The sequence below is a fragment of the Devosia limi DSM 17137 genome (assembly GCF_900128975.1).
GTDB classification, from domain to species: Bacteria; Pseudomonadota; Alphaproteobacteria; order Rhizobiales; family Devosiaceae; genus Devosia; species Devosia limi.
In genome coordinates, this window is the sequence record NZ_FQVC01000001.1 from 517,106 (window position 1) to 539,143 (window position 22,038).

The window sequence follows — 22,038 nt, forward strand, 5'->3', positions numbered from 1 at the left end:
CGTGGGGAATGGGTCTGTCGGTATTTGCGGGGCAATGGACCACCCGGACAAGCCGGGTGGTGACGGTGTGGCGGGATCGCTCTCCGACGAAGGAAGGGATCGCGCTTGGTGCGCTGATCCCGCCGATGCCTAGTTGTCGCGCACCTTGTAGGGTTTCTGGTCGCGCCAGAAGCGCATCAGGCTTTCCAGGTCGGGGTCACCGCCGGGGGGCAGCACGACCTTGAGGTTGACGTAGAGGTCGCCGTCGCCATAAAGGCCCTTGCCCTTGAGGCGGAGGGATTTGGCGGTATCGACGCCCGGGGGCAGGTTGAGTTCGACCGAGCCATCCAGCGTCGGCACGCGGACCTTGGTGCCCAGCACGGCTTCGTAAAGCGCAATCGGCACATCGGTGCGCAGGTCCGAACCGTCGCGGCGGAACTGCTTGGACTTTTCGAATCGCACCGTCACCAGGGCATCGCCCGGCTCGCCGCCATAGGGGCTGGAACTGCCCTGGCCCTTGAGGCGGATCTGCTGACCCTCCTCGACCTTTTCGGGCAGCTTGACCGACAAGACCTTACCAGTGGGCATACGCACCTGGATCGAGGCCGCCTTATGGGCATCCTCGAGCGAGATGGTGGCATTGACGACAATGTCTTCGCCCTTGCCACGCGGCGCAGCGCCCCCCTGGGCGGCTCCCGCAAACGGGTCCCATTGGGCCCCGCCCTGCGGACGAGCACCGCCACGGGGCTGGCCGCCAAAGCCGCTCATGAACTCCTTGAGGATATCCTCGGCCGAGAACCCGCCGGCCGTGTTACGACCGCCCCGGGCGCCGGCGCCAGCCGCCCCCGGATTGAAGCCGGCAAAGCGGGGATTGCCCTCGGCGTCGATTTCGCCACGGTCGAACTGGCCGCGCTTGTTCTTGTCGGTCAGCAGGTCATAGGAATGGGTCGCCTCCGCGAACTTCTCGTGGGCGCCCGGGTCTTCCGGATTCTGGTCGGGGTGGTATTTCTTGGCCAGCTTGCGATATGCGGACTTGATATCCTTCTCGCTCGCCGAGCGGGGCACCCCAAGCACGGTATATGGATCGCGCATCGTGTCCAATCAGTTGGTCTGGGCGTTGCTTCGCCCGGGTTTCATGTCCTATATGGCGAGCGCTCCCCGCCTTGTCCAGTTTTGCGCCGCTTGGCGGGCCATTATGCTTTGGGATGACCAGCCATGTTGCAGACCCTGACCGAACGCCTCTTCGATGACAGTGATCGCACCGATCTCGATCCGTTCGCGGTTTTCGAGGAGTGGTTTGCCCTGGCCAAAGAGGCCGAACCCAACGATCCCCATGCCCTGGCGCTGGCCAGCGTCGATGACGATGGCATGCCCGATGTGCGCATGGTGCTCCTCAACGCGCGTGATGCGCGCGGGTTCACCTTCTTCACTAATTTTGAAAGCGACAAGGGGCATCAGTTGCATGACCACCCCAAGGCGGCGATGGTAATGCACTGGAAATCGCTGCGCCGGCAGGTGCGGGTGCGCGGCCCGGTGCAGGTGGTAACGCCGCAAGAGGCCGACGAATATTTCGCCAGCCGGCCCAAGGGCAGCCAGATTGCCTCCTCGGCCTCGCGCCAGTCGCGGCCGCTCGATGCGCGCCAGACGCTGATCGATGAAGTCGCGGCGCTGGAGAGCCGGATCGGCGAGGGTGACGTGGTGCGGCCACCGCATTGGTCGGGTTTCCGCATCGTGCCGACAAGCATCGAATTCTGGAAGGACGGAGAGTTCCGCCTGCATGACCGGGTGCGGTTTACGCGCGACACGCCGGATGCAGCTTGGGTGAGTGCGCGGTTGTATCCATAGGGGGCCAGGCAACAAAGCGCGCACCGGATATTCCGGGGCAATCACAGGGTCATTCCCGCGCAGGCGGGAATCCACTCTTCATTGGGTGACGCTCGGGCTCGAAGAGACGAATGGATTCCCGCCTGCGCGGGAATGACCCGGTGGGTGGTTTTGGCGCCGGGGTGGTTTGAGCGTCGGGGGCGCTTGCGGCTTGAGACGGGCCATCTGGCAAAAGGTCTTCGTCTCGCCTAAAAATGCCTGAAGGCTTGGGGCGGCGCATGGATGGGATGAACGGGCAGGGGCAGCCGGTGGCGTTTACCGGCACGCGGCGTGAACTGGGCGCGATCTTGCTGCGCGGCTATCTGCTGATGGTCCTCTCGATCGGCATTTACCGGTTCTGGCTGACCACCTGGAAGCGGCGCTTTTATTGGTCCAATACCGAAATAGGTGGCGAGGCGCTGGAATATACCGGCAATGCCATGCAGCTGCTGCTCGGCTTTCTGCAGGCGCTGGCCATCTTCATTCCGCTCTATAGCGTGTTTTTCTATCTGTCCACCCAGTCCAGCACCACGGCGGTGATCGGCTATGGCGCCATTGCCGTGGGTCTGTGGTTTCTCGCGGGCTATGCAATCTATCGCGCCCGCGATTTTCGTCTGTCGCGCACGCTGTGGCGCGGCATCCGCTTCGATCAGGGCGGCAGCGCCTGGGGCTATGCCTTCCGCCGCTTTGGCTGGAGCATATTGATGCTGGTGACGGCCGGGCTGGTCTATCCGTTCATGGCAGGCAGTCTCTGGCGCTACCGCTATGCCAATAGCTGGTACGGCGATCGGCAGTTCGGCTTCACCGGCTCATGGAAGAGTGTCGCCAAGCCCTATTACCTTGCCTATCTGCTGGTGATTGCAAGTGCCGCGCTGGCGCTGGGTTCTGCCGCCGCTCTGGGTGCATTCAAGGGCGGTTTCCCATCGGCGCGGGCAGTGCTGGTCCTGCTGCTGGGCGCGGTGGCCGTCGGCATCATCATCATCAATTATCAGGCCCGCGAGATGAGCCGGATGTTTTCGGCGGTGCGATTGGGCGCAGCGGCGCTGGCGGTCAAGGTCGAGGCGCTGGGCCTTCTGGGGCAGTATGTCAGGTTCGGGCTGGCGCTGGCGGGGGCTTATATCGTGCTGGCCATTGGTGGCTTTGTGGTGCTCAACACCGTGGCCCCCGATGCCTTTGCCGATGGGCAATTCCAGCCGGCAGTGCTGCTGGCGCATCTGCGCGGCAGCGCGGCAACCATCCTGGCGTTGATTACCGGCTATCTGCTGATTTTTGCCGCGTTCACGCTGATGAGCGAGCTGTTCCTGGGGCTGGGCTATTGGAAGCTCGTGGCCAGCGGGACCAGGGTTTACGGGCTCGAAACGCTGGCTTCGGTGCGGGCGCGCGACGAAGACAAGGCGCTGGTCGGCGAAGGGCTGGCCGATGCGCTCAATGTGGGGGGCTATTGATGGCAATTGCCGCCCGTTACCACGATGGCCAGACGGCCGAGGTGCATGCTGTCGGGCTCGACTATGAGCGGCAGGGCGCGGTCGGCGCCGTCATCATCCGCGATGCTGCGACGCGCGCCGAGATGGCGCGCTGGACCAGCAGCGATATCTTTGCCGTGCATGGCCGCCAGGGCGAGTTACGGCTGGGCGCCAGCGGACACACGGACGGCGCACGGCTGGTGATCTCGGGGGATCGCGATATCGCCCGTATCCGCGCCACCCTGCCGATCCTGGCCGAGAAGCGCCGCGCCGAGACCGGCCGCCAGCTGCGGCTTGCGGCGCTGGCGACGGCGGCCCTGGCCTCGGTCATCGTTGCCTACCTCTATGGCGTGCCGCTCCTGGCCAGCCGCATCGTCAACCTGGTGCCGATCGCTTGGGAACGCAGCCTCGGCGATACCGTCGCCAGGCAGATGGAGGCGAGCCTTGCGGCCGAGGCCGGCTTCGAGGTCTGCGATCCCGACCCCGATAGCGCCGCCAATCGCGCCATTGCCCGCTTTGGCGCGGCAGCGCTGGCCGGATCCGGCTCGCCGTTCGATCTGGATATCACCGTGGTGCGCACCGACGTGCCCAACGCCTTCGCCCTGCCGGGCGGCAAGGTGTATTTTTTCTCGGCCCTGCTGGAGCGGGCGCAGACGCCCGATGAGTTTGCCGGGGTTCTGGCGCATGAAATCGGCCATGTGGCGCATCGCCATGGCATGGAGCAGCTGATTTCCACCGCCGGTACTGGCGCGCTGATCGGTTTTATCCTCGGCGACATGACCGGCGTGTCGGTGGCCGCGGGCCTGGGAGCCACGCTGATCGACAGCCGCTTCTCGCGCGATGCCGAGCGGCAGGCCGACCGCTTTGCAGCCGATGTCGCCAAGCGCATGGATTTCCAGCCGGCGGGACTGGCCGACCTGCTCGACCGGGTGGGCGAGGACGATGATTTCACCAAGGCCTTTGCCCTGCTGAATACGCACCCGCTGACCGATGAGCGGCGCGCCGCGCTGGTGGACCTGACCCGCGAACGCCCCGGCGATGTGGAGCCGCCTTTCACGCTGGCCGAATGGGTGGCGATCCGCACCATGTGCGAGCGCCATCCAGCGGGCAAAACCAAAACCAGGTGAGCTATCTCTGCGGATCATCGATTTTATTCAAACTAGAGCAATACCTTGCCGATAGTCTGACGGCATAAGGGGAAGCGGCGGCGTGCGCATACTCATCCGGACATCGAAATGGGCGATCTGGGCGCGACGGCTCGGCAGCTTTGCCGTGCCCATGACGGTCATCCCCATTTTGCTGCACCGCGAGCGCCTGTTGGCCAGCGCGACTTTCAGCACGGTCATGGCCATTGCGGCACTGCTGGCGCTCGCGGCAGTGTTCGTCGCCATCGTGGCGCTGGGCCGGCTCTGGCGCACCGGCGACCTAGGCTGGGGCAAGGCCTTTGCCGGGCTCTTCCTGGGCCTGCTCTGCCTGGCTCCGTTCGGCTGGTATGGCTATCTCGGCGCGACCACGCCCGCAGTGACCGATATTGCCACCGCCGAGCGCGGGCTGATGCCGCTGGTGTTCGAGCCGGGCACGGCCGACATGCCGCCGCCCAAGCTGCTCTCTGCGGCCGATATCGAGGCCCGCTATCCCAATGCCAAGACCCGTACCTATCCGCTCGATGCCCAGCAGACCTATGCGATCGTGCTGCGCATGATCGAGGAGCGGGGCTGGGACATCCGCCTGCAGCGGCCCCCGGCGACCGGGACCAGCATCGGCCGGATCAATGCGCAGGTGGTGACGCTGCCCGGCTGGCGCGAAGAGGCGGTGCTGCGCATCGCCGGCGGCCCCGAAGGCGCCAGCGTCGACATGCGCTCGGCCTCGCTCAATGCCCTTTATGACTTCGGCTCCAATGGCGAGCGGATCGAGGCGTTCATGATGGCGCTCGACAACGAGATCACCGTGCTGCTGCGCGACAACCCCAATGCCAACCAGCCGGTGGAGGCCGAGCCAGAAGCGCCGGTGGACCCGGTTGCCGGCGGGAATTAGGTGCTTCGTTCCTGCACCGGGCTGCCCACGGACTTGATCCGTGGGCCATTCTCAACGCGGTATGAGCGGCGAGTGGTCCCCGGATCAAGTCCGGGGACAGCGTGGCGGGTGGGTGAGGTTGGTTGATCAGGGTGAGGCGTCTAAACGCTCAGCCGCGCCCCGAAAATCCCGCGGCGGACGCGGATGCGCCCCAGCCCTTCCAGATATTCCACATGCGCCGTAACCGTCATTGTAGCGGCTGGACGGACGGGCAGGGTGATGTTGGGATAGATCACCCCGACCACGGCGCCGATGGTGTGCGCGCCACCGGCGACGGCGGCCACGATCTGGCTATTGCGGCTCTCCCGATGCGCCTTGAGGGCTTTGGTATAGGTGGGGCCATCCGCGATCGGTCCGCCATGGGCGGGCACATAGCGCCGATAGGGCAGGGCCAATACGCGCTCGAGCGAGGCCAGATAGTCGGCCATCGAGCCATCGGGCACTGACACAAGTGTCGAATTCCAGCCCATGATGTGATCGCCGGTGAGCAGCGTATCGGTGCCGGTCAGCCCGAACGCCAGATGATTGGCGCAATGGCCGGGCGTGGCGTGGACGGTGAGCTCGACGCCGCCGATGCCGATGGTTTCGCCATCGCTCAGCACACGGTCGGGCACCAGGTCCCAGTCGCAGGAATTTCGGATCGGATTGACCTCGAATCGGCGTAGCGGTCGCGACAGGCGGTGCCGCCCGCCGAACCAGAGCGGAACGCCCAGTTCCGCCGCCAGCCGCGCGGCGCTCGCACTGTGGTCGCGGTGGGTGTGGGTCAGCAGGATGGCCTCGACCCTGCGCCCGGCAATGGCGGTATGCAACGCGGCGAGATGGCCGGCATCCGCCGGGCCTGGATCGATCAGCGCGACACTGTCATGGCCGAGGAGAAAACTGTTGGTACCGGTAAAGGTATAGGGGCCACCATTGGGCGCGGTAATCCGCATCAGGCCGGGCGCTACGGCGATAGCCTGGCCCGCTTGCGCATCGAACGTCGTATTGAAGACCAGGGCGGGGGCAGGCGATACCATTGCACTCACTTTGCCGAGTGATTAAGAAGTTCAGGACTTGAATCGAGATGCATCCCGAGAGGGGCTGCCGGTTCATCCAAGCATGGAAGGTATGAAATGGCCGTGACTTTGACCACGCCCAACACGCTCCTCGGAGCATTCCAGCCCAAGGGCGATGTCGCCAAACTGGCGTCCAACCTCGCCACCGTGGTGCTGGGCAGCCTGCTCATCACCATCGCGGCCAAGATCAACGTGCCGGTCTGGCCTGTTCCGGTCACCCTCCAGAGCTTTGCCATTGCCGGTCTTGCCGCAGCCTTTGGCTGGCGCATCGGCGTGGCAACCGTCGCGCTCTACCTGTTCCAGGGTGCCATGGGCCTGCCCGTTTTTGCCGTTGGCGGCGGCTTGCCCTACCTGATGGGCCCGACCGGCGGTTTCCTGCTCGGCTTCCTCGCCATGGCTGCGATCATCGGCTACGCCGCCGACAAGGGGGCTTCGTCCAAGCCGCTGACCCTGTTCGGCGCCATGCTGGTCGGCGAAGCCGTGCTGCTGGCCCTGGGCTTTGTCTGGCTGCTGACCCTGTCGGGTCAGGCCGGCTGGATCGACCAGTCCAATGTCGTGGCGTCGGCATTTGCCAAGGCCGTGCAGCCCTTCATCATCTGGGACGTGCTCAAGATGGCCCTGGCCGCGCTGACCGTTACCGGCATCTGGGGGATGATGCGCGCCAAGCGCTAATCCCCGCCGCACAAGAATGATAAAAGGCCGGTCCATTGGACCGGCCTTTTTGTTTGGTTTTGCGCCATTGCCGTCGCCGCTGCAGGCGGCAGGGCCGGTGGCGGCGCCTTAGCGCTGCCGGGCCTTGCGGGCGGCATAGCGACGGTCGCGCTCGGCCTTGCGTTCTTCGGCCGACAGCTCTTTTTGCTGCTCTGCGGCAGCCGCGCGCGCCAGGGCATCGGCGGCGGCGGCGGCCTCCGCTTCGGCCTTGGCAATCTTGGCGGCTTCGCGGGCTGCCGCTTTTTCGCGGTCGCGTTCGGCCTGGCGCTCGGCGCGGGCAATCGCCGCGGCTTCACGCTCGGCCCGCTTGGCGATCATTTCCGGATCGTCGACCTTTGGGGCGGCGGCAAATTTCTGCAGCAGGCGTTTCTTGGCTTCGTCAGCGGTCTTGCGGCGTTCTGCAAAGCCGCTTTCTTTGGGTTGCTTCACTCAGTGTTCCTTGCACGATGGTGCGTTGCAGCGGCAATCTGGCCATGCCGTCTGCCGGAAAGAAAAAACCGGCCCCCCGTGAAAGAGGTCCGGTTTTGATTGGTCGGAGTAGAGTGATTCGAACACTCGACCCCCTGCTCCCGAAGCAGGTGCGCTACCAGGCTGCGCTATACTCCGTCATGATTCGCGACGACGGGATCTGGCATGTTGGCTCAGATATGGTTGAGCCACGCCATGTCGCGATGCGGCGCTTTATAGCTGCGCTTCCCGCCGCATTCAAGCGCCTTCGATATGCGAATTTCTTGCATCGCGCTATTATTGCGAAGCGCCAACAAACCGTGTAGGAACCGCGCGAGTTGGGGTGTCGCCAAGTGGTAAGGCACCGGTTTTTGGTACCGGCATTCCTAGGTTCGAATCCTAGCACCCCAGCCAGTCATCTTTTAAATCATTGAAATGGGATGCTTTTGTGGCATCCGGCGCGGATGCGCTGCTCAGCTGGATTGCGGGGCCGTGGTCCCTGGCGCCCGCGCGCGCTGTCGCAGCATTGTCGGTGGGGTGCCGAATGTATCGATGGGGGCGCGGGCAAGGCGGTCGGCGCCGTTCGACCCGGGCACCCCCCAAGTCGATCGAGCACCCAGCCAGCCGGTGCAAGCGCGGCTGGCTGGGCTCTATGTTATGCCGGCAGGGCGGTGCGGGCCACGACGGGGACGTAGTCGTTCAGATCCTCGTCGGCGATGTGGATGGTGCGGCCTTCTTCGGCTGACTTGTAGAGCGCCATCAGGAATTCGACGACGGCAACGCCATCGTGGAAGGTCTCGAGCGGGGCTTCGCCCTTGCGGAAGGCTTCGACCATGTGGCGGTTCTCGTCGGTATAGCCATAGACCCCGGCTTCATCTTCCAGCACCGGCATCAGGCCCTGCTCGGCATTCTGTTTTTCCACCAGGTCTTCGCCCACATCGCCCGTCACGGCGCGGGACATGAAGACCTTCAGGCCGGTCGAAAGCGAGGAGAACTCCATCGCATATTCCGGGCCAAGCACTTCCAGCTCGATTCGCAGACCCGGTCCGACATAGGCCCAGGAGGTCGTCGCCTCCACCACGACTTCATTGCCCTCGGCATCCTCGAAGGTCAGCAGCCCCCGGGCAAAGTCCTCCGATGGACGGCTGGTATAGTCCACCTCCTTGCCCATGCGGGCCGAGAGGTCCTGCGCATAGTGCTTGCGGGCCCATTTGAGGGTGGCGACGGAGCCCGTGGCGCTCTTGAACTTGAGGCTGTCGCGGGGGGCGCCCGGCGCCGTCAGCAGGAAGCGGCCGACTTCGACCGAGTGGCACATCATGTCGAGAAGCACGCCGCCGCCCTGCTGATGGCCTTGCCAGAACCATGGCTCGTGGGGGCCGGCATGTTCCTCTGCCGCCCGGGCAATATAGGGGCGACCGGTTGCCGGGACCGCGCGGCGCCAGATGATGTCCTTGCCGCGCAGGACGGCCGTCGAGAACAGCTGGTTCTCGAGATAACCGTGATTGAGCCCGGCATCTTCAACCAGCGAGAGCATTTCGCGGGCATCGCGCAAGGTGCGGGCGAGGGGCTTTTCGCAGGCAATGGCGAATACCCCGGAGCGCCCGTCGCGCACCGCCCCAGCGATCACCCGCATGGTGTCCAGGCGCGTGTGATTGGGCGACAACAGCCAGACGGCGTCAAGATTGTTGGCCGCGAGCATGTCTTCCAGGCTGGCATAGGCGGTGCATTCACCCAGATTGAGCCGGGCGACTTCATCGGCAAAGGCCTGCCGCTTGGCCGGGGTCGGCGAATAGACCGCCGTCACTTCGACATTGCGCACGCCAAGCAGGGACTTGAGGTGGAAATGGGCGATAAAGCCCGATCCGATAAAGCCGATACGGAGGGTCTTGCGGGGGAAGCTGCTGCTCATTCTTCTATGCCTTCTTGGTACTAACAGGAGCGGTACTGGACCGCACGACAAGCTCGACATCGGCCTCGTAGAGCCGAGTGGTGAGTTTTTTGCCCGACAGCAGATCGACCATCATCTGCATGGCGCGACGGCCTACCTCCAGGCGCGGCTGGCGCACCGAGGTCAGGGGAGGGTCCGACGACAGGGCGAAATCGACGTCGTCGAAGCCGATGACCGAGACATCGTCTGGAACGCGCCTGCCAAGGCTACGCAATTCATTGACTGCCCCGACCGCCATTTCGTCATTGCTCAGAAAGATCGCCGTGTAGTCGATCTGGCGCTCGTGCAGATGGCGCACGGCGGCGCGTCCGGCGGCGAGGTGGAAGTCGCCGGGAAGCGTGAGATCGGCGTCCGGCGCGATCCCGGCAGCCACAAGGGCATCGACATAGCCCTGATAGCGGTCGGTCGACATCTGTAGCCGGGCCGGGCCACCGACATAGGCGATGCGGCGATGGCCGAGCGCCAGCAGGTGCTCGACGGCAATCCGGGCCCCTTTGCGGTTGTCCACGGCGACGGCAGGAAAATTGTAGTCGGCAAGCATCTCCAGCGCGACCACCGTGGTGGGCATATTGGCATCGGTCAGCTCTGCCGGCAGCCAGCCCATCATCAGGATCAGCCCGTCGGCCTGGCGATTGCGCACCATGTCCACATAGCGCAGCACCCGCTCATTATCGCCGCGGGCGTCCCCCATCAGCACGCGATAGCCGTTGGCGAAGGCCAGTTCCTCAATGCCGCGATAGATTTCCAGATAGAACGGGTTGGTGATGTCGCGCACCAGCAGCACCACGTTCTTGGTGGAGCGGCGGCGGAAGTCGACGGCTTGCCGATTGGGCACGAAGCCCACAGTCCGGATCGCATCGAGCACGAGGTCGCGGGTTTCCTTGCGCACCTGGTCGGGGTGCGCGAGTGTTCGCGAGACCGTGGCGGTGGAAACGCCCGCCAGCTCGGCAACCTTGCGTATCGTGGTCATCGCCGGATCAAACGCGCAGCTGCTTGGTGCGGCCGTAAAGCAGCATCAACAGCAGCAATACGCCGCCAAAGATCAGTTGCCGGCCCCAGAATTCCATCTGCAGGGTAATCAGCACGCTCTGCAGCAGGGTCAGGGCAATGGCGCCGAGCATGACGCCGAAATAATTGCCCGAGCCGCCCGCCAGCGAGATGCCGCCGATCACCACCGCAATCACCGATGGCAGCACATATTGATCGCCGACCGAGACAAAGCTGTTGCCGGTATAGCCAATCACCACGACGCCGGTGATCCCCGCCATCAGCCCCGACAAGCCATAGAGCAGTGTGCGGATCAGGCGGACGGGCAGGCCGGTCAGTTCGGCGGCCCGTTCATTGGAGCCCATGGCATAGATGGCATAGCCCAATTGGGTGCGGCGCAGCAGGAACCACATGGCGATGCCCACCAGTGCCCAGAGCCAGAGAATACCCGGCACGCCCAGCAGGAGCGGCCGGTTGACAAAGCTCATCAGCGATGGCGCGGCATTGCCAGAGGGAATACCGCGCGACAGCACGATGAGGCCGCCCTGTACGACGCCGGTCATGCCCAGGGTCATCACCAGCGGTGGAATGCGCAGGAAGGTCACGCCGAGCCCGTTGACCAGGCCGACGACAAACGTTGCGCCACCCGCCACCAGAATGGCGGGCACGATCCCGCCATCGCTGCCGGCCATCACATTGCCGGCCAGCACGGCTCCCAGCGAGATCATGGCGCCCACCGACAGGTCGATGCCTTCCCGGCCGCCGATGACGACAAGGCTTTGTCCCGCCGCCACCATGCCGAGAATGGCCGACACGGTGAGCAGGCGGATGATCTGGTCACCCCGGGCGAAGCCGGGCGAGAGGGTTTCGCCCACGGCCAACAGTGCCAGGATCGACAGCGTCGCCAATACGAGCGGGTTGGTCAAAAGGAGTGTGGCGCGGTTCATGCTGAGCTCCTTCAGCGACGCGAGACCAGCACGCCGCCCGCCAATGCGAGCAGGGTGATGAGGCCCTGGATCAGTGTCTGGTAGTCGAACGGCAGGCCGGCAAAGAAGATGACATTGCCGATCATGCCCAGCACGAGCGCGCCGAGTACCGAGCCGAAGGCGCTGCCCGAGCCACCCGAAAGCGCCGTGCCGCCCAGCACCACCGCCGAGATCGAGGACAGGGCCAGCATGCGCCCCATCAGCGGGTCACCGCTGGCGGTTTCCCCGGTCAGGCACAGCGCGGCGACAGCGGCGAACAGCCCGCACAGCACATAGGCCATGATGCGGATCTGGCCGACCTTGAGGCCGGTCTGGAAGGCGGCGGTGCGTTGCCCGCCAGCGGCCGAGAGGTGCTTGAAGAAGGCGCGGCGGCTGATGATGGCAATGGCGATCAGGGCGCCGATGAAAATCCACAACACGACCGGCAGGCCAAGCGCATAACCGCCATAGGTCCGCCAGTATTCGGCCGGAACCGGCAGGCCCGCAGTGGGCAGCACCAGCAGGGCCAGGCCGCCAAAGATGATGCCGGTGGCAAAGGTGGTGACAATCGGCTGGAACCGCAGGCCGGAAATCAGCAGGCCATTGACCATGCCGCAGAGTGCGCCGGTCAACAGACCCGCGCCCATGCCCAGCATGACCCCGCCGGGCCCGCCGCCGAGCGCGGCAATCACGGAAACGGTGACGACGTTGACCAGGGCCACGACAGAGCCGACCGACAGGTCGATATCCCCACCCAGCACCACATAGGTCTGGCCGATGGCGACCAGGACAATGGGCAGAAACACCGTGAGGTTGGATTTCAGCACATTCGGCGTGACCAGATTGGGCTGCAGGATCCAGTTCACCACGAACAGCGCGATGAGGGCGGTAAGAGTGACGAGCCAGAGGCGGTTGCGCAAAAGGGTCATGCCGCTTTCCCATATGCTGCATTGGTCAGATGGAATGCGGTGAGGGTGTCGCCGGTCAGCTCGGCCGCGATGGCACCGCTGTTGAACACCAGGATGCGGTCGCAGAGGCTGAGCAGCTCGCTGTCCTCGGACGCATAGAAGATGATGCTGGCGCCTTGATCGGCGAGGCCGCGCGCCAGGGTGAAGAAATCGGCCTTTGCCGCCAGGTCAATGCCCTTGGTCGGGTCGTCGAACAGCAGCACCTGGGAGTTCGTCGCCAGCCAGCGCGAAATGAAGATCTTCTGCTGATTGCCGCCCGAGAGCGAGCCGATGGGGGCGTCGAGCCCGTCATATTTGGTGTTGAGCGCGGCGGCGGCATCGATGAAGCGCTGCTTGAGCTGGTTCGGCCAGACCAGGCGGCGACGCTCTTTCACCAGACTGGCCGCAGCGATGTTCTCAAAGATCGATCGGCCATGAAAGGCGGCGTCGCGGCCGCGATCGCCCGACACATAGGCGAGGCCGGCGCGGATGGCATCCGCCGGTTTGCGCAGGGTAAGGGTCTTGCCGTCCAGAACCACGCTGCCGTCGGTGAGGGGCTCGGCGCCGAACAGACTGCGCAGGACGGCCGACTGGCCTTGCCCCTGCAGGCCGCCCAGGCCAAGGATTTCGCCGGGGCGGGCATCGAAGCTGACACTGTCCAGGCGCCGGCTCGATAGCTGGCTGACCACCAGACGCGGTTCGGCGGCGACGGCCGAATTCCGGGCAAAACGCTGCGGTACGGCCAGTTCGCCCACCATGGCATGGACCACGGTGTCGCGATCGGTTTCGGCGGTGGTCAGCGTCGTCACCGTCACGCCGTTGCGCATTACGGTGATCCGGTCGCAGATGGCGAAAATCTCGTCCATGCGGTGGGAGATGAAGATGCTCGATACCCCATCGGCCTTGAGGCTTCGCAGGATATCGAAAAACACCTCGACCTGCCGACGATCCAGCGCAGCGGTGGATTCATCGAAGATGATCAGTCTGGGCTTGCGCGCCAGCACCTTGAGGATTTCGACAATCTGGCGCTGATCCGGCGCCAGGGTGGAGACCGGCGCATCGGCGGAAAAGCCGTCACCGGCCACGCCAGCAAATCGTTGGAGCAGCGCCTCGGTATCGTGGCGCAGCTGTTTGGCGTCGATGAAGCCGGCGGCCGTCCTGCGCTCATGGCCGAGGAAAATGTTGTCGGCCACCGACAATTGCGGCACCAGCGACAGCTCTTGATAGAACAGGGCGATGCCCAGGGCCTCGGCGTCACGCGGGCTCCTGGGCGCAATATCGCTGCCATTGAAGCGCAGCACGCCGGAATTGGGCGCGACCGTGCCAGCGATCACCTTGGACAGCGTCGACTTCCCGCAGCCATTGGCGCCCAGCAATGCATGGATTTCGCCGGGTTCGACGGTCAGGCTGCCGTCGGACAGCGCCGTGACCGCGCCGAAACGCTTGGTGATGTTTCGGGCTTCAAGAACGGGGCTCATGGTCAGGTCCGCGTTGATGTCATGGAATGTCGGGCCGTGCGCCGAGAGTGTCGCGCAAGCATGCCAATCGATGCCCCTGTAGCGAGGCTTCGGAAATGGGGTGAGGACCGGGGAGGGAATGCCCCGGTCCTCGGGAGAAGCCCGCTCTTACTTGAAGAAGCGAGCCTTGGCGTCGTCAGCCGACAGCTCCTGGGTGACCGACCAATGGCCGGGCTTGCCTTCGGCGGCAGTCAGAGCGTCAGCAAGATTGCTGTTGTCGATGAACGGAATGTCCAGGAAGATGGCATTGCCATAGACGCCACCGAAGATGCCGTCCTTGAACTCGTTGCCCTGCAGTTCCAGCACGGCGACATTGAGGGCCGAGGCCATCACGCCGGGTGGGTTCACCGAAGCGGCCGAGTTGAACTTGCCAGCCGACCAGATGTCGAGGAAGTCCTTGCGCACTTCGCCCGTTGCAGCGATGTCGGCAGTCTTGCCAGCGGCCTCGATGGCGCGCCAGGCGCCGGCTGCCATGCCGTCCTGTACGTAGACGCCATTGATGTCGGGATAGGTGGCGAGCAGGTTCTGCATGGTCTGCTGACCCTGGGCCTGATCCCAATTGGCATTGGCGGCGTTGACGATCTTGATGTCCGGATACTTGGCCAGGATTTCGTTGCAGCCACTGGCGCGCATTTCATTGGCCGGATGGCCGGCAACGCCGTTGATGGTGACAACATTGCCCTTGCCCTCAAGGGTGTCGGCCAGCCACTGGCAACCCTTGCGGCCGTAATCGGTCTGGTCGATGCCGACATAAATCGCGTCGGGCGAGGACACTTCGGCGTCGGTCGCGATCACCAGAATGCCGGCTTCCTTGGCCTGCGAGAAGATCGGGTCGAAGGCGGTGGGGCTGTTGGGGTTGATGATGATGGCATTGACGCCTTCATTGATCATGTTGCGCACGGCGCCGATCTGGCCCTGCACGTCGACGTCCGAGCTCTGGATCACCAGTTCGATATCGACGCCTTTTTCCTTCCAGGCGGCCGCGGCAGCCTGCGCTTCTTCGATCATCTGAGTGCGCCACTCAGACCCGACCCAGCCATTGCTGAGGCCGATCTTGTATGTTTCTGCGAAAGCGGTGCCGCTCATCAGTGCGAGCGCGGCAGCGGCAAGAACCAAGGTCTTGTTCATAGTGATCTCCTCCGAATGAGCCGGGCCTATTCCGGCTCCGTCGTGCCTTTAAGCAGCACGCTGGACTAGAAGATGTAACCGGTTACATTATGAGTCAAGCGGAAATTCCAGGCGGAAATCCGTTGTACGGATGAGGGGCTGTCTCCGCGCCGGAGCGGCAATTGTGCTAGGGTATGACGCTGTTGTCGGCGCGGGGCGGGGCCGGTAGTCTCGAATGGGCATTGCAGGGACCACCGATGTGGCGCCCGACAGCGCTAGCCCGTTTTGCGCGGCGCTGTTCGGCGAACGGAGTTCAGCGCGGCGCTGGCATCTGCATCGGCAGGGGCGATGGGCAGCCGCTTCAGCGCGCGGGACCATGGCGATTTCTGTGATCAAATCAATCATCGCGACGCGGGTGGCTAGCTTCCTGTTGGCGCCCGGTTCAATCAGGTCATTGAAAAATATGGGCAATAGTCCCGCGATGGATGGCGTTGCGGGATTTGATCAAAATATCTTGTTTTCGACCGTGATTTGTTTAAGTCTAAAGTAAATACGGATGAGATGCCTGTGGGGACAGGCGCTCACTGGTGGGAGCATATATGAGCGGCTATTTCCTGTACCATTCGATCGGCACGTTTCCTGGCAAGGCCAAGGCGGTCGCATCCGCGCTGGGCGCGTTTGCAGAAATATGGTCGGCCGAAGACGACGGGCAATGGCCCGCTGCCTTGCAGCAGCGTCAGGCATTCATTGCCGCCTGGGAACGCCAGATCGATGCTGGCGCCGGCACCCTGACCACGACTGAGAATGTGACCAGCGGCCTTTACAGCCTGCTTGGCGCCTTGCCGGATGGAACGCTCGCCGGGCGTCGTATCCTGGTTGCCGGCGATTGTTTTCCCAGCCTGCATTTCCTGTTGTCGGGGCTCGCCCATCGCTTCGGCTTCACCCTGGATACCGTGCCGCTGCGCAGCGGCGAAACCTGGGTTCGGGACGAGGACGTGATCGCCCGCTGGCAGCCGGATGTGGCGCTGGCGCTGCTGACCCAGGTGACCTCGACGGCCTCTTATCGCTGCGATCTGGAACTGCTGGTGGCACATGGCCGTCGCATGGGATCGCTGGTGGGTGTCGATATCACGCAGGGCGTTGGCGTGGTGCCGTTTTCGGTGGCGACGCTCGATCCCGATTTCGTCGTGTCCACATCGCTGAAGTGGCTGTGCGGCACCTCCGGGGCCGGCATTCTCTATGTGAGGCCGGAACTTATGGGCCGCTGCGCGCCGGAGCTGCGCGGCTGGTTCAGCCAGCCAAACCCGTTCTCCTGGGACCTCGATGCCTTTTCCTATGCGCCCGATGCGCGCCGCTTCGACCATGGCACGCCAGCCATTCTGGCCAGCATTGCCTCGCTGCCGGGATTGCTCTGGGTCGAGCAGACCGGCATCGCCGCCATCGCAGCGCAGAACCGTGCCATGGGTGAGCAACTGGTCGATTGGGCGAAGGGGAAGGGCCTGCGCCTTGCCTCGCCGGAAATGGCGGCCCAGCGGGGCGGCAGCATCATGCTGCGTCTGCCGGAGACCGTGAGCCCGGCCGAACTGGTTGGTCAATTGCGGGCGCGCAAGCTCTATTGCGACGCGCGCGGCGCGACGCTGCGGCTGTCGCCAGGCGCGGTGACCCAGAGCGAGGATATTTCGGCCCTGTGCGAAGCATTGGGCGAGCTGATTCCGGCGTGAGCCGGTGCCCTGTACGAGCAGGGCTAGACGTGTCGTCAGGGATCATGCCGCAGGCATGACAAGGAGAACAAACGTGAAGAAGCATATTGCAATGCTGACGCTTGCCGCACTCGCGGCATTCGCCACCCCAGCCTTTGCGCAGGACAAGATCATCGTCGGCGCCTATGCCGCCAACCCGCCATGGGAATTCAAGAACGATTCCGGCGCCTTCGAGGGCTTTGAAGTCGACGTCGCCACCGAAGCGGCCAAGCGCATCGGCAAGGAAGTCGAATTCCAGGAACTGGGTTTCCAGGCCCTGTTTGCCGCGACCAGCTCGGGCCGCATCGATTTCGCGATTTCGTCGATCTCGATCAACAATGATCGCCTGCAGAGCCAGTCGTTCACCCAGCCCTATTACGACAGCGACGGCACCATTGTCGGCCTCGCAGCGTCTCCGGTCACAACGCTTGAAGATCTCAAGGGCAAGGTTATCGGCGTTGTCGCCGCGACCACCGGCGAAGCCTGGGCCAATGAGAACGCCGAAGCACTCGGCATTGCCGAAGTGCGCAGCTATGCCGCCCAGCAGGACCTGCTGCTCGACGTGCAGAACGGCCGTATCGAAGGCGGCGCGGGCGAACTGGCCGGCTTCCAGTATGCCATCAGCAAGATCCCGGCCCTGAAGATCCTGGTTCGTATTCCGACCGGTGAGCGTTTCGCCATGATGGCCAAGAAGGATCTGCCGATCCTGGGCGAAATCAACGACGCGATCTCGGCCATGAAGGAAGACGGCACCCTGGCCGCCATCCACGAGAAGTGGTTTGGTGTTGCCCCGGATGCTGGCACCAGCACGGTCACCGTGATGCCGCTGCCGGCCGCCGAGTAACAGGTTGCCACGATCCGGCGGCCCCTGCCGCCGGATCATTTTATCTCACTGAGTGCGTCGCCTGCGGGCGCGCACGGGCCGGGCCGGTGACATGGATCTGATCAATACCTTCTTCAACTGGGAAGTGCTGGTACGCGCCTTCCCGATCCTGCTGCGCGGGCTTGGCTACACCTTGATGCTGGGATGCGTGACCATCGTCATCGGCACTACGGCGGGACTGCTGTTGTGCCTGGTGCGGCTTTACGCCATTCGTCCCATCCAGCTGCTGGCCATCGTCTATATCGACGTGTTCCGCGCCTTGCCGATCCTGGTGCTGCTGATCCTGGTCTATTACGCGCTGCCCTTTGTCGGCATCCGGTTTGACTCCTTCACCTCGGCCACGCTGGCCCTGTCCATGGTGCTGGCGGCATTCACCGCCGAGGTTTGCCGCGCCGGTATCCAGAACGTTCCCAAGGGGCAGTTCGAGGCTGCGGCGAGCCTGGGCATGCCGTTCTGGCAGTCCATGCGCAAGATCATCCTGCCGCAGGCCATCAAGGTCATCATTCCGCCGCTGACCAGCAATTCGATCTCGGTGTTCAAGGATACCGCTCTGGCATCGGTGGTCGCCATGCCGGACCTGCTCAAGCAGGCCAACGATGCCCAGGCCATGATGGCCAATCCAACGCCACTGGTCGGTGCAGCGCTGATCTATCTGGCCATCCTGTGGCCAATGGTGCGCCTGGTTGGCTACCTTGAAGCGCGCAACCAGCGCGCCACGACCCGCTAGCAAAGGGCTTTCCACTATGGCTTCGCAAAAAGCTCCACTTGCCGCACAGATGATCGACGTCAACAAGTGGTACAATGAGTACCACGCGCTGCGCTCGATCAATCTCGAGGTGACGCGCGGTGAACGTATCGTGGTCTGCGGGCCCTCGGGCTCCGGCAAATCCACCATGATCCGCTGCATCAATCAGCTTGAGCAGCACAATAGCGGCACGATTGCCGTCAATGGCGTGACGCTGACCGGCGATATCAAGCAGCTGAACGCCATCCGGCAGGATGTCGGCATGGTGTTCCAGCACTTCAATCTGTTTCCCCATCTCACCGTGCTGGAAAACTGCGTCATCGCCCCGATGACCGTGCGCAAGACGCCGCGCAAGGAGGCCGAGGAGATGGCGATGAGCTATCTGTCGCGCATCCACATTGCCGAGCAGGCACGCAAGTTTCCCAGCCAATTGTCGGGTGGGCAGCAGCAGCGCGTCGCGATTGCCCGGTCGCTCTGCATGCAGCCCACCCTGATGCTGTTCGATGAGCCAACTTCGGCGCTGGATCCGGAAATGGTCCATGAAGTGCTAGAGACCATGGTGTCGCTGGCGCGTGATGGCATGACCATGGTGGTGGTGACCCACGAAATGGGCTTTGCGCGCAAGGTTGCCGATCGCGTCATCTTCATGGATCGGGGCGAGATCTGCGAGAGCGCCCCGCCGGAAGAGTTCTTCAAGGCGCCCAAGAACGAGCGCGCCCGCGTCTTCCTGAGCCAGCTCATCCACTAGGACGTTTCCATCTTGTCATCAGACACGCAGTTTCCAGTCGCGGCCGTCCGGGCGCGCTTTCCCGCGCTGGCGCATAACGCCAACCATCTCTACTTCGACAATGCCGCGGGCGCGCAGCTGCCCGACCTGGCGCTGACCGCCGTGCATGAACACCTGCTGACCCACAATGTGCAGCGCGGGGCCAGATATGGCCTCAGCCGCTCTGTCGATGCTGCGATCGCGGCGGCGCGGCAGAGCGTGGCGCTGCTGGTCAATGCCTATGATCCCGCCGAAATCTCGTTTGGCATGAATGCGACCTCGTTCATCCGCTTGGTGAGCCTGGGGATCGGCCAGACGCTGGGCGCGCGCAACGAGATCATCGTCACCGACCTCGATCACGACGCCAATGTTTCGACCTGGCTGGCACTGGAGCCGATGGGCGCGAAATGCGTGTTCTGGAAGATGCGCGACGATGGCAAGCTGCATGTCGAAGATCTGGTGCCGCTGCTCAGTGAGCGGACCCGTCTGCTCGCCTGCGCGGCTGCGTCCCATGCCTTGGGCACGCTGGTCGATGTGAAGGCCGCCGGCAAACTGGCCCACGACGCCGGCGCCGAGATTTTCGTCGATTGTGTCCATTACACCCCCCATGCCTTGGTCGACGTGCAAGACTGGGATTGCGACTATCTGGTGTGCTCGGGCTACAAGACCTTCTCGCCGCATATGGGCTTTCTGTGGGGCAGGCTGGACCTGTTGCGGGCGCTGCCGACCTTCCGCGAAGACTTCATTCCGAATGAGCCGCCGCACAAGATCGAGGTCGGCACCTTCGTCTACGAGAACGTCGCCGGCATGGATGGCGCGGTGCGTTATCTCGAACAGCTGGGTCAGGACCTTGCCGGCGGTGCGCAACTGTCGCGACGTGACGCCATTGTAGGGGCGATGGACGCGATCCAGCGCTATGAGATGATCCTGTCGCAGGCGCTGCTCGATGTGTTGCATCGCCATGGCGCGACTGTTTACGGCATTGCCGACACTGCGCAGGGGCGGGTGCCCACCATCAGCTTCAACTTTGCCGCGATGGCGCCGGCAGAGCTGGCGCAGAAGCTCGCCGATCAGGATATCGGCGTGCGCGATGGCCACATGTTTGCGCCCCGCCTGATGGCGCGGCTCGGCCTGACCATGGCCAGCGGCGCCGCGCGCATTTCTCTCGTGCATTACAATACGCTTGAGGAAGTCGCCCGGCTGGACCGGGCGCTCTCCGAGATCCTGCAGGGCGCCTAGCGCGCCAGCATCTTGCCCAGCATGTAGCCCGAGCCGACACCCGTGCCGGCGCCGGGCCAGGTGCTGGCGCCGACCATGTAGAGGTCCTTGACCGGCGTACGATACCGCGACCAGCCGCCCGCCGGCCGGAACAGGAAGTTCTGATCCAGATGGTGGCTGCCCGAGAGGGAGTCGCCGCGCACCAGATTGGGATTGGCGCGCTCCAGATCGAGTGGCGAGATGACCGAGCTGGCGAGGATCTTGCTGCGCAGTCCCGGCGCATAGCGCTCGATCAGGTCCAGCACACGTTCGCTATAGGGCCCTTTGGCTTCGTCCCAATTGCGCGCGGTGATGGTACCGCTCGCATCGCCTGATATCGCATAGGGCACGACGCGCACCTGCACCCAGAGCACATGCTTGCCATCCGGGGCGCGGCTTGGATCGAGTGCGGTCGGCTGACCGACTACCAGAACGGGCTCGCGTGGGAGCAGGCCCGCCATGGCCTCGTGATAAACGGCGCTCATCACGTCATAGCTGGGCGCCAGATGCACATAGGCAAAGCGCTGCAGATCGGCTCCGGCCGACCAGTCCGGCAGGCTGTCGAGCGCCAGATGGATCATCATGGCGCCGGGGCCTGCCCGGAAATTGCGGGCCGCCTTGGCAAAGCGTGGGTTGATGCCCGGCACGAGCCTGTTGGCCAGCAGCGAAGGGTGGGTATTGGCGATCACGGCGCGCTTGGCCGTTAGCTTTGAGCCATCGGTCAGGGTCACGCCGGACGCGCGGCCATCGCTCTGGACGATCTCTGCGACCTCGGCATTGCACCGCACCGCGCCGCCTGCCGCCTCGATGACGCCGACCATCGCCTTGATGATGGTATCGGCGCCACCCTGGCCGATCACCATGCCGAAATTCTGATTGGCCATGGATTCGAGATAGGGAAAGACCGCGCCGCCGGCAACGTCGGGGCCGAAATCGAGATGCAGCCCCCACGCCGCCATGAGCGCGCGGACCTGTGGGCTCTCAAAGCGCGGGTCGAGATAGTTACGCGGCGATGCCAGCAATAGCCGAACCATCTCGCGCACCCAGTCCAGACCCTTTTCGCGCAGCGCCTTGGTCAATAGGCGCACCGCACCGAATGACGGCATGGGCTGACCCATAATGCCGCCAATGAACGGCGCTTCGGACGCGAAATCGGCGGACATCTGCCGCCACGTGGCGGCATCGGCCGGGGAAATCGCTGCGATGCGGGCAGCGGTGGTTTCGAGATCGGTGCTGACGCCGAGCCAGGATCCATCGGGAAACGGGCTGGCAAAACTGTCGCTGGCGGGTGCGAATGCCAGTCCCTGTGCGTCGAGCGCCGCCTTGTGTTCGGCATAGAAGGCCGAGCCGGCAAACATCGAGAGGTTCATCGCATACAGATCGTGCCGATAGCCGGGCAGGGTGATCTCCTCGGTGCGCACGGCGCCACCCGCTTTCGCGGCGCGCTCCAGCACCAGCACCCTCCAGCCGCGTTGGCTGAGGTGCACGGCAGATGCCAATCCATTGACGCCTGCACCCACCACGATTGCATCATATTCGGACATGTCTGCTCCCCCGCCAATGCCAGTCTCTATACTCACCCAAGA

21 protein-coding genes and 2 tRNA genes are annotated in these 22,038 nt (G+C 64.0%); 12 read left to right on the plus strand and 11 right to left on the minus strand.

Annotated features, from left to right (window positions below; translation table 11 throughout):
* Nucleotides 1-129: 129 nt before the first annotated feature.
* Entirely contained in the window at nt 130-1,071 is a 942-nt protein-coding gene (locus tag BUA69_RS02335) for a DnaJ C-terminal domain-containing protein (protein ID WP_046136466.1), read from the minus strand.
* A 123-nt stretch (nt 1,072-1,194) separates the two neighbouring features.
* On the opposite strand from BUA69_RS02335, the gene pdxH reads away from it, so the two are divergent.
* The 4 genes from pdxH to BUA69_RS02355 all read left to right on the plus strand — a co-directional run bounded on the left by pdxH (nt 1,195) and on the right by BUA69_RS02355 (nt 5,339).
* Nucleotides 1,195-1,824 (plus strand): pyridoxamine 5'-phosphate oxidase, encoded by a 630-nt coding sequence (pdxH, locus tag BUA69_RS02340; RefSeq protein ID WP_046136465.1) that lies wholly within the window; start codon nt 1,195-1,197, stop codon nt 1,822-1,824.
* 257 nt (nt 1,825-2,081) lie between these two features.
* Nucleotides 2,082-3,287 (plus strand): DUF898 family protein, encoded by a 1,206-nt coding sequence (locus BUA69_RS02345; RefSeq protein ID WP_160300150.1) that lies wholly within the window; start codon nt 2,082-2,084, stop codon nt 3,285-3,287.
* Nucleotides 3,287-4,432 (plus strand): M48 family metallopeptidase, encoded by a 1,146-nt coding sequence (locus tag BUA69_RS02350; protein ID WP_143154381.1) that lies wholly within the window; start codon nt 3,287-3,289, stop codon nt 4,430-4,432. The genes BUA69_RS02345 and BUA69_RS02350 overlap by 1 nt, the downstream gene beginning before the upstream one ends.
* 82 nt (nt 4,433-4,514) lie before the next feature.
* The gene (locus BUA69_RS02355; RefSeq protein ID WP_046136463.1) at nt 4,515-5,339 is read left to right on the plus strand and encodes a DUF1499 domain-containing protein; all 825 of its coding nucleotides are present in this window, start codon (nt 4,515-4,517) and stop codon (nt 5,337-5,339) included.
* Nucleotides 5,340-5,479: 140 nt separating this feature from the next.
* Here the strand turns inward: BUA69_RS02355 and BUA69_RS02360 are convergent, their stop codons facing one another.
* Entirely contained in the window at nt 5,480-6,394 is a 915-nt protein-coding gene (locus BUA69_RS02360; protein ID WP_046136462.1) for an MBL fold metallo-hydrolase, read from the minus strand.
* A gap of 96 nt (nt 6,395-6,490) precedes the next feature.
* On the opposite strand from BUA69_RS02360, the gene BUA69_RS02365 reads away from it, so the two are divergent.
* Nucleotides 6,491-7,105 carry a biotin transporter BioY gene (locus BUA69_RS02365; protein ID WP_046136461.1) on the plus strand — a complete coding sequence of 205 codons (615 nt, stop codon included), beginning with the start codon at nt 6,491-6,493 and terminating at the stop codon, nt 7,103-7,105.
* Nucleotides 7,106-7,213: 108 nt separating this feature from the next.
* On the opposite strand, the gene BUA69_RS02370 is transcribed toward BUA69_RS02365, so the two are convergent.
* Together BUA69_RS02370 and BUA69_RS02375 are read right to left on the minus strand one after the other, a co-directional pair.
* Complete coding sequence (locus BUA69_RS02370) at nt 7,214-7,573, minus strand: DUF6481 family protein (protein WP_046136460.1); 360 nt, start codon at nt 7,571-7,573, stop codon at nt 7,214-7,216.
* A 100-nt stretch (nt 7,574-7,673) separates the two neighbouring features.
* Nucleotides 7,674-7,750 (minus strand) — tRNA-Pro (locus BUA69_RS02375).
* 180 nt (nt 7,751-7,930) lie between these two features.
* Here BUA69_RS02375 and BUA69_RS02380 point away from each other — a divergent pair.
* Nucleotides 7,931-8,005: transfer RNA gene (locus tag BUA69_RS02380), tRNA-Gln, on the plus strand.
* 241 nt (nt 8,006-8,246) lie between these two features.
* Here the strand turns inward: BUA69_RS02380 and BUA69_RS02385 are convergent.
* The 6 genes from BUA69_RS02385 to BUA69_RS02410 form a co-directional block, all read right to left on the minus strand.
* Nucleotides 8,247-9,500, minus strand: a complete 1,254-nt coding sequence (locus BUA69_RS02385; RefSeq protein ID WP_046136459.1) for a Gfo/Idh/MocA family protein — start codon at nt 9,498-9,500, stop codon at nt 8,247-8,249.
* A gap of 4 nt (nt 9,501-9,504) precedes the next feature.
* Nucleotides 9,505-10,509, minus strand: a complete 1,005-nt coding sequence (locus BUA69_RS02390) for a LacI family DNA-binding transcriptional regulator (RefSeq protein ID WP_046136458.1) — start codon at nt 10,507-10,509, stop codon at nt 9,505-9,507.
* 7 nt (nt 10,510-10,516) lie between these two features.
* A complete protein-coding gene (locus BUA69_RS02395) occupies nt 10,517-11,473 on the minus strand; it encodes an ABC transporter permease (protein ID WP_046136457.1) in 957 nt (318 codons plus the stop codon).
* Nucleotides 11,474-11,484: 11 nt separating this feature from the next.
* Nucleotides 11,485-12,420 (minus strand): ABC transporter permease, encoded by a 936-nt coding sequence (locus BUA69_RS02400; RefSeq protein WP_046136456.1) that lies wholly within the window; start codon nt 12,418-12,420, stop codon nt 11,485-11,487.
* Complete coding sequence (locus tag BUA69_RS02405) at nt 12,417-13,916, minus strand: sugar ABC transporter ATP-binding protein (protein WP_046136455.1); 1,500 nt, start codon at nt 13,914-13,916, stop codon at nt 12,417-12,419. Before BUA69_RS02405 ends, BUA69_RS02400 begins: the two co-directional genes overlap by 4 nt.
* A gap of 147 nt (nt 13,917-14,063) precedes the next feature.
* Nucleotides 14,064-15,083 (minus strand): substrate-binding domain-containing protein, encoded by a 1,020-nt coding sequence (locus BUA69_RS02410; protein WP_046136454.1) that lies wholly within the window; start codon nt 15,081-15,083, stop codon nt 14,064-14,066.
* A gap of 238 nt (nt 15,084-15,321) precedes the next feature.
* Here BUA69_RS02410 and BUA69_RS20690 point away from each other — a divergent pair, with 238 nt between their 5' ends.
* From BUA69_RS20690 to BUA69_RS02435, 6 genes are all read left to right on the plus strand, one after another.
* The gene (locus tag BUA69_RS20690; protein ID WP_143154382.1) at nt 15,322-15,612 is read left to right on the plus strand and encodes a hypothetical protein; all 291 of its coding nucleotides are present in this window, start codon (nt 15,322-15,324) and stop codon (nt 15,610-15,612) included.
* 49 nt (nt 15,613-15,661) lie between these two features.
* The gene (locus BUA69_RS02415; protein WP_046136453.1) at nt 15,662-16,783 is read left to right on the plus strand and encodes an aminotransferase class V-fold PLP-dependent enzyme; all 1,122 of its coding nucleotides are present in this window, start codon (nt 15,662-15,664) and stop codon (nt 16,781-16,783) included.
* 55 nt (nt 16,784-16,838) lie between these two features.
* On the plus strand, nt 16,839-17,645 hold the full coding sequence (locus BUA69_RS02420; RefSeq protein ID WP_046136452.1) for an ABC transporter substrate-binding protein: 807 nt from the start codon (nt 16,839-16,841) through the stop codon (nt 17,643-17,645).
* 91 nt (nt 17,646-17,736) lie between these two features.
* Nucleotides 17,737-18,411, plus strand: a complete 675-nt coding sequence (locus BUA69_RS02425) for an amino acid ABC transporter permease (RefSeq protein ID WP_046136451.1) — start codon at nt 17,737-17,739, stop codon at nt 18,409-18,411.
* A 16-nt stretch (nt 18,412-18,427) separates the two neighbouring features.
* A complete protein-coding gene (locus BUA69_RS02430) occupies nt 18,428-19,177 on the plus strand; it encodes an amino acid ABC transporter ATP-binding protein (protein WP_046136450.1) in 750 nt (249 codons plus the stop codon).
* A 12-nt stretch (nt 19,178-19,189) separates the two neighbouring features.
* A complete protein-coding gene (locus BUA69_RS02435) occupies nt 19,190-20,434 on the plus strand; it encodes a cysteine desulfurase-like protein (protein ID WP_244468801.1) in 1,245 nt (414 codons plus the stop codon).
* Here the strand turns inward: BUA69_RS02435 and BUA69_RS02440 are convergent.
* Complete coding sequence (locus BUA69_RS02440) at nt 20,431-21,996, minus strand: phytoene desaturase family protein (RefSeq protein ID WP_046136448.1); 1,566 nt, start codon at nt 21,994-21,996, stop codon at nt 20,431-20,433. The two genes, BUA69_RS02435 and BUA69_RS02440, sit on opposite strands and share 4 nt — an antisense overlap.
* Nucleotides 21,997-22,038: the final 42 nt, after the last annotated feature.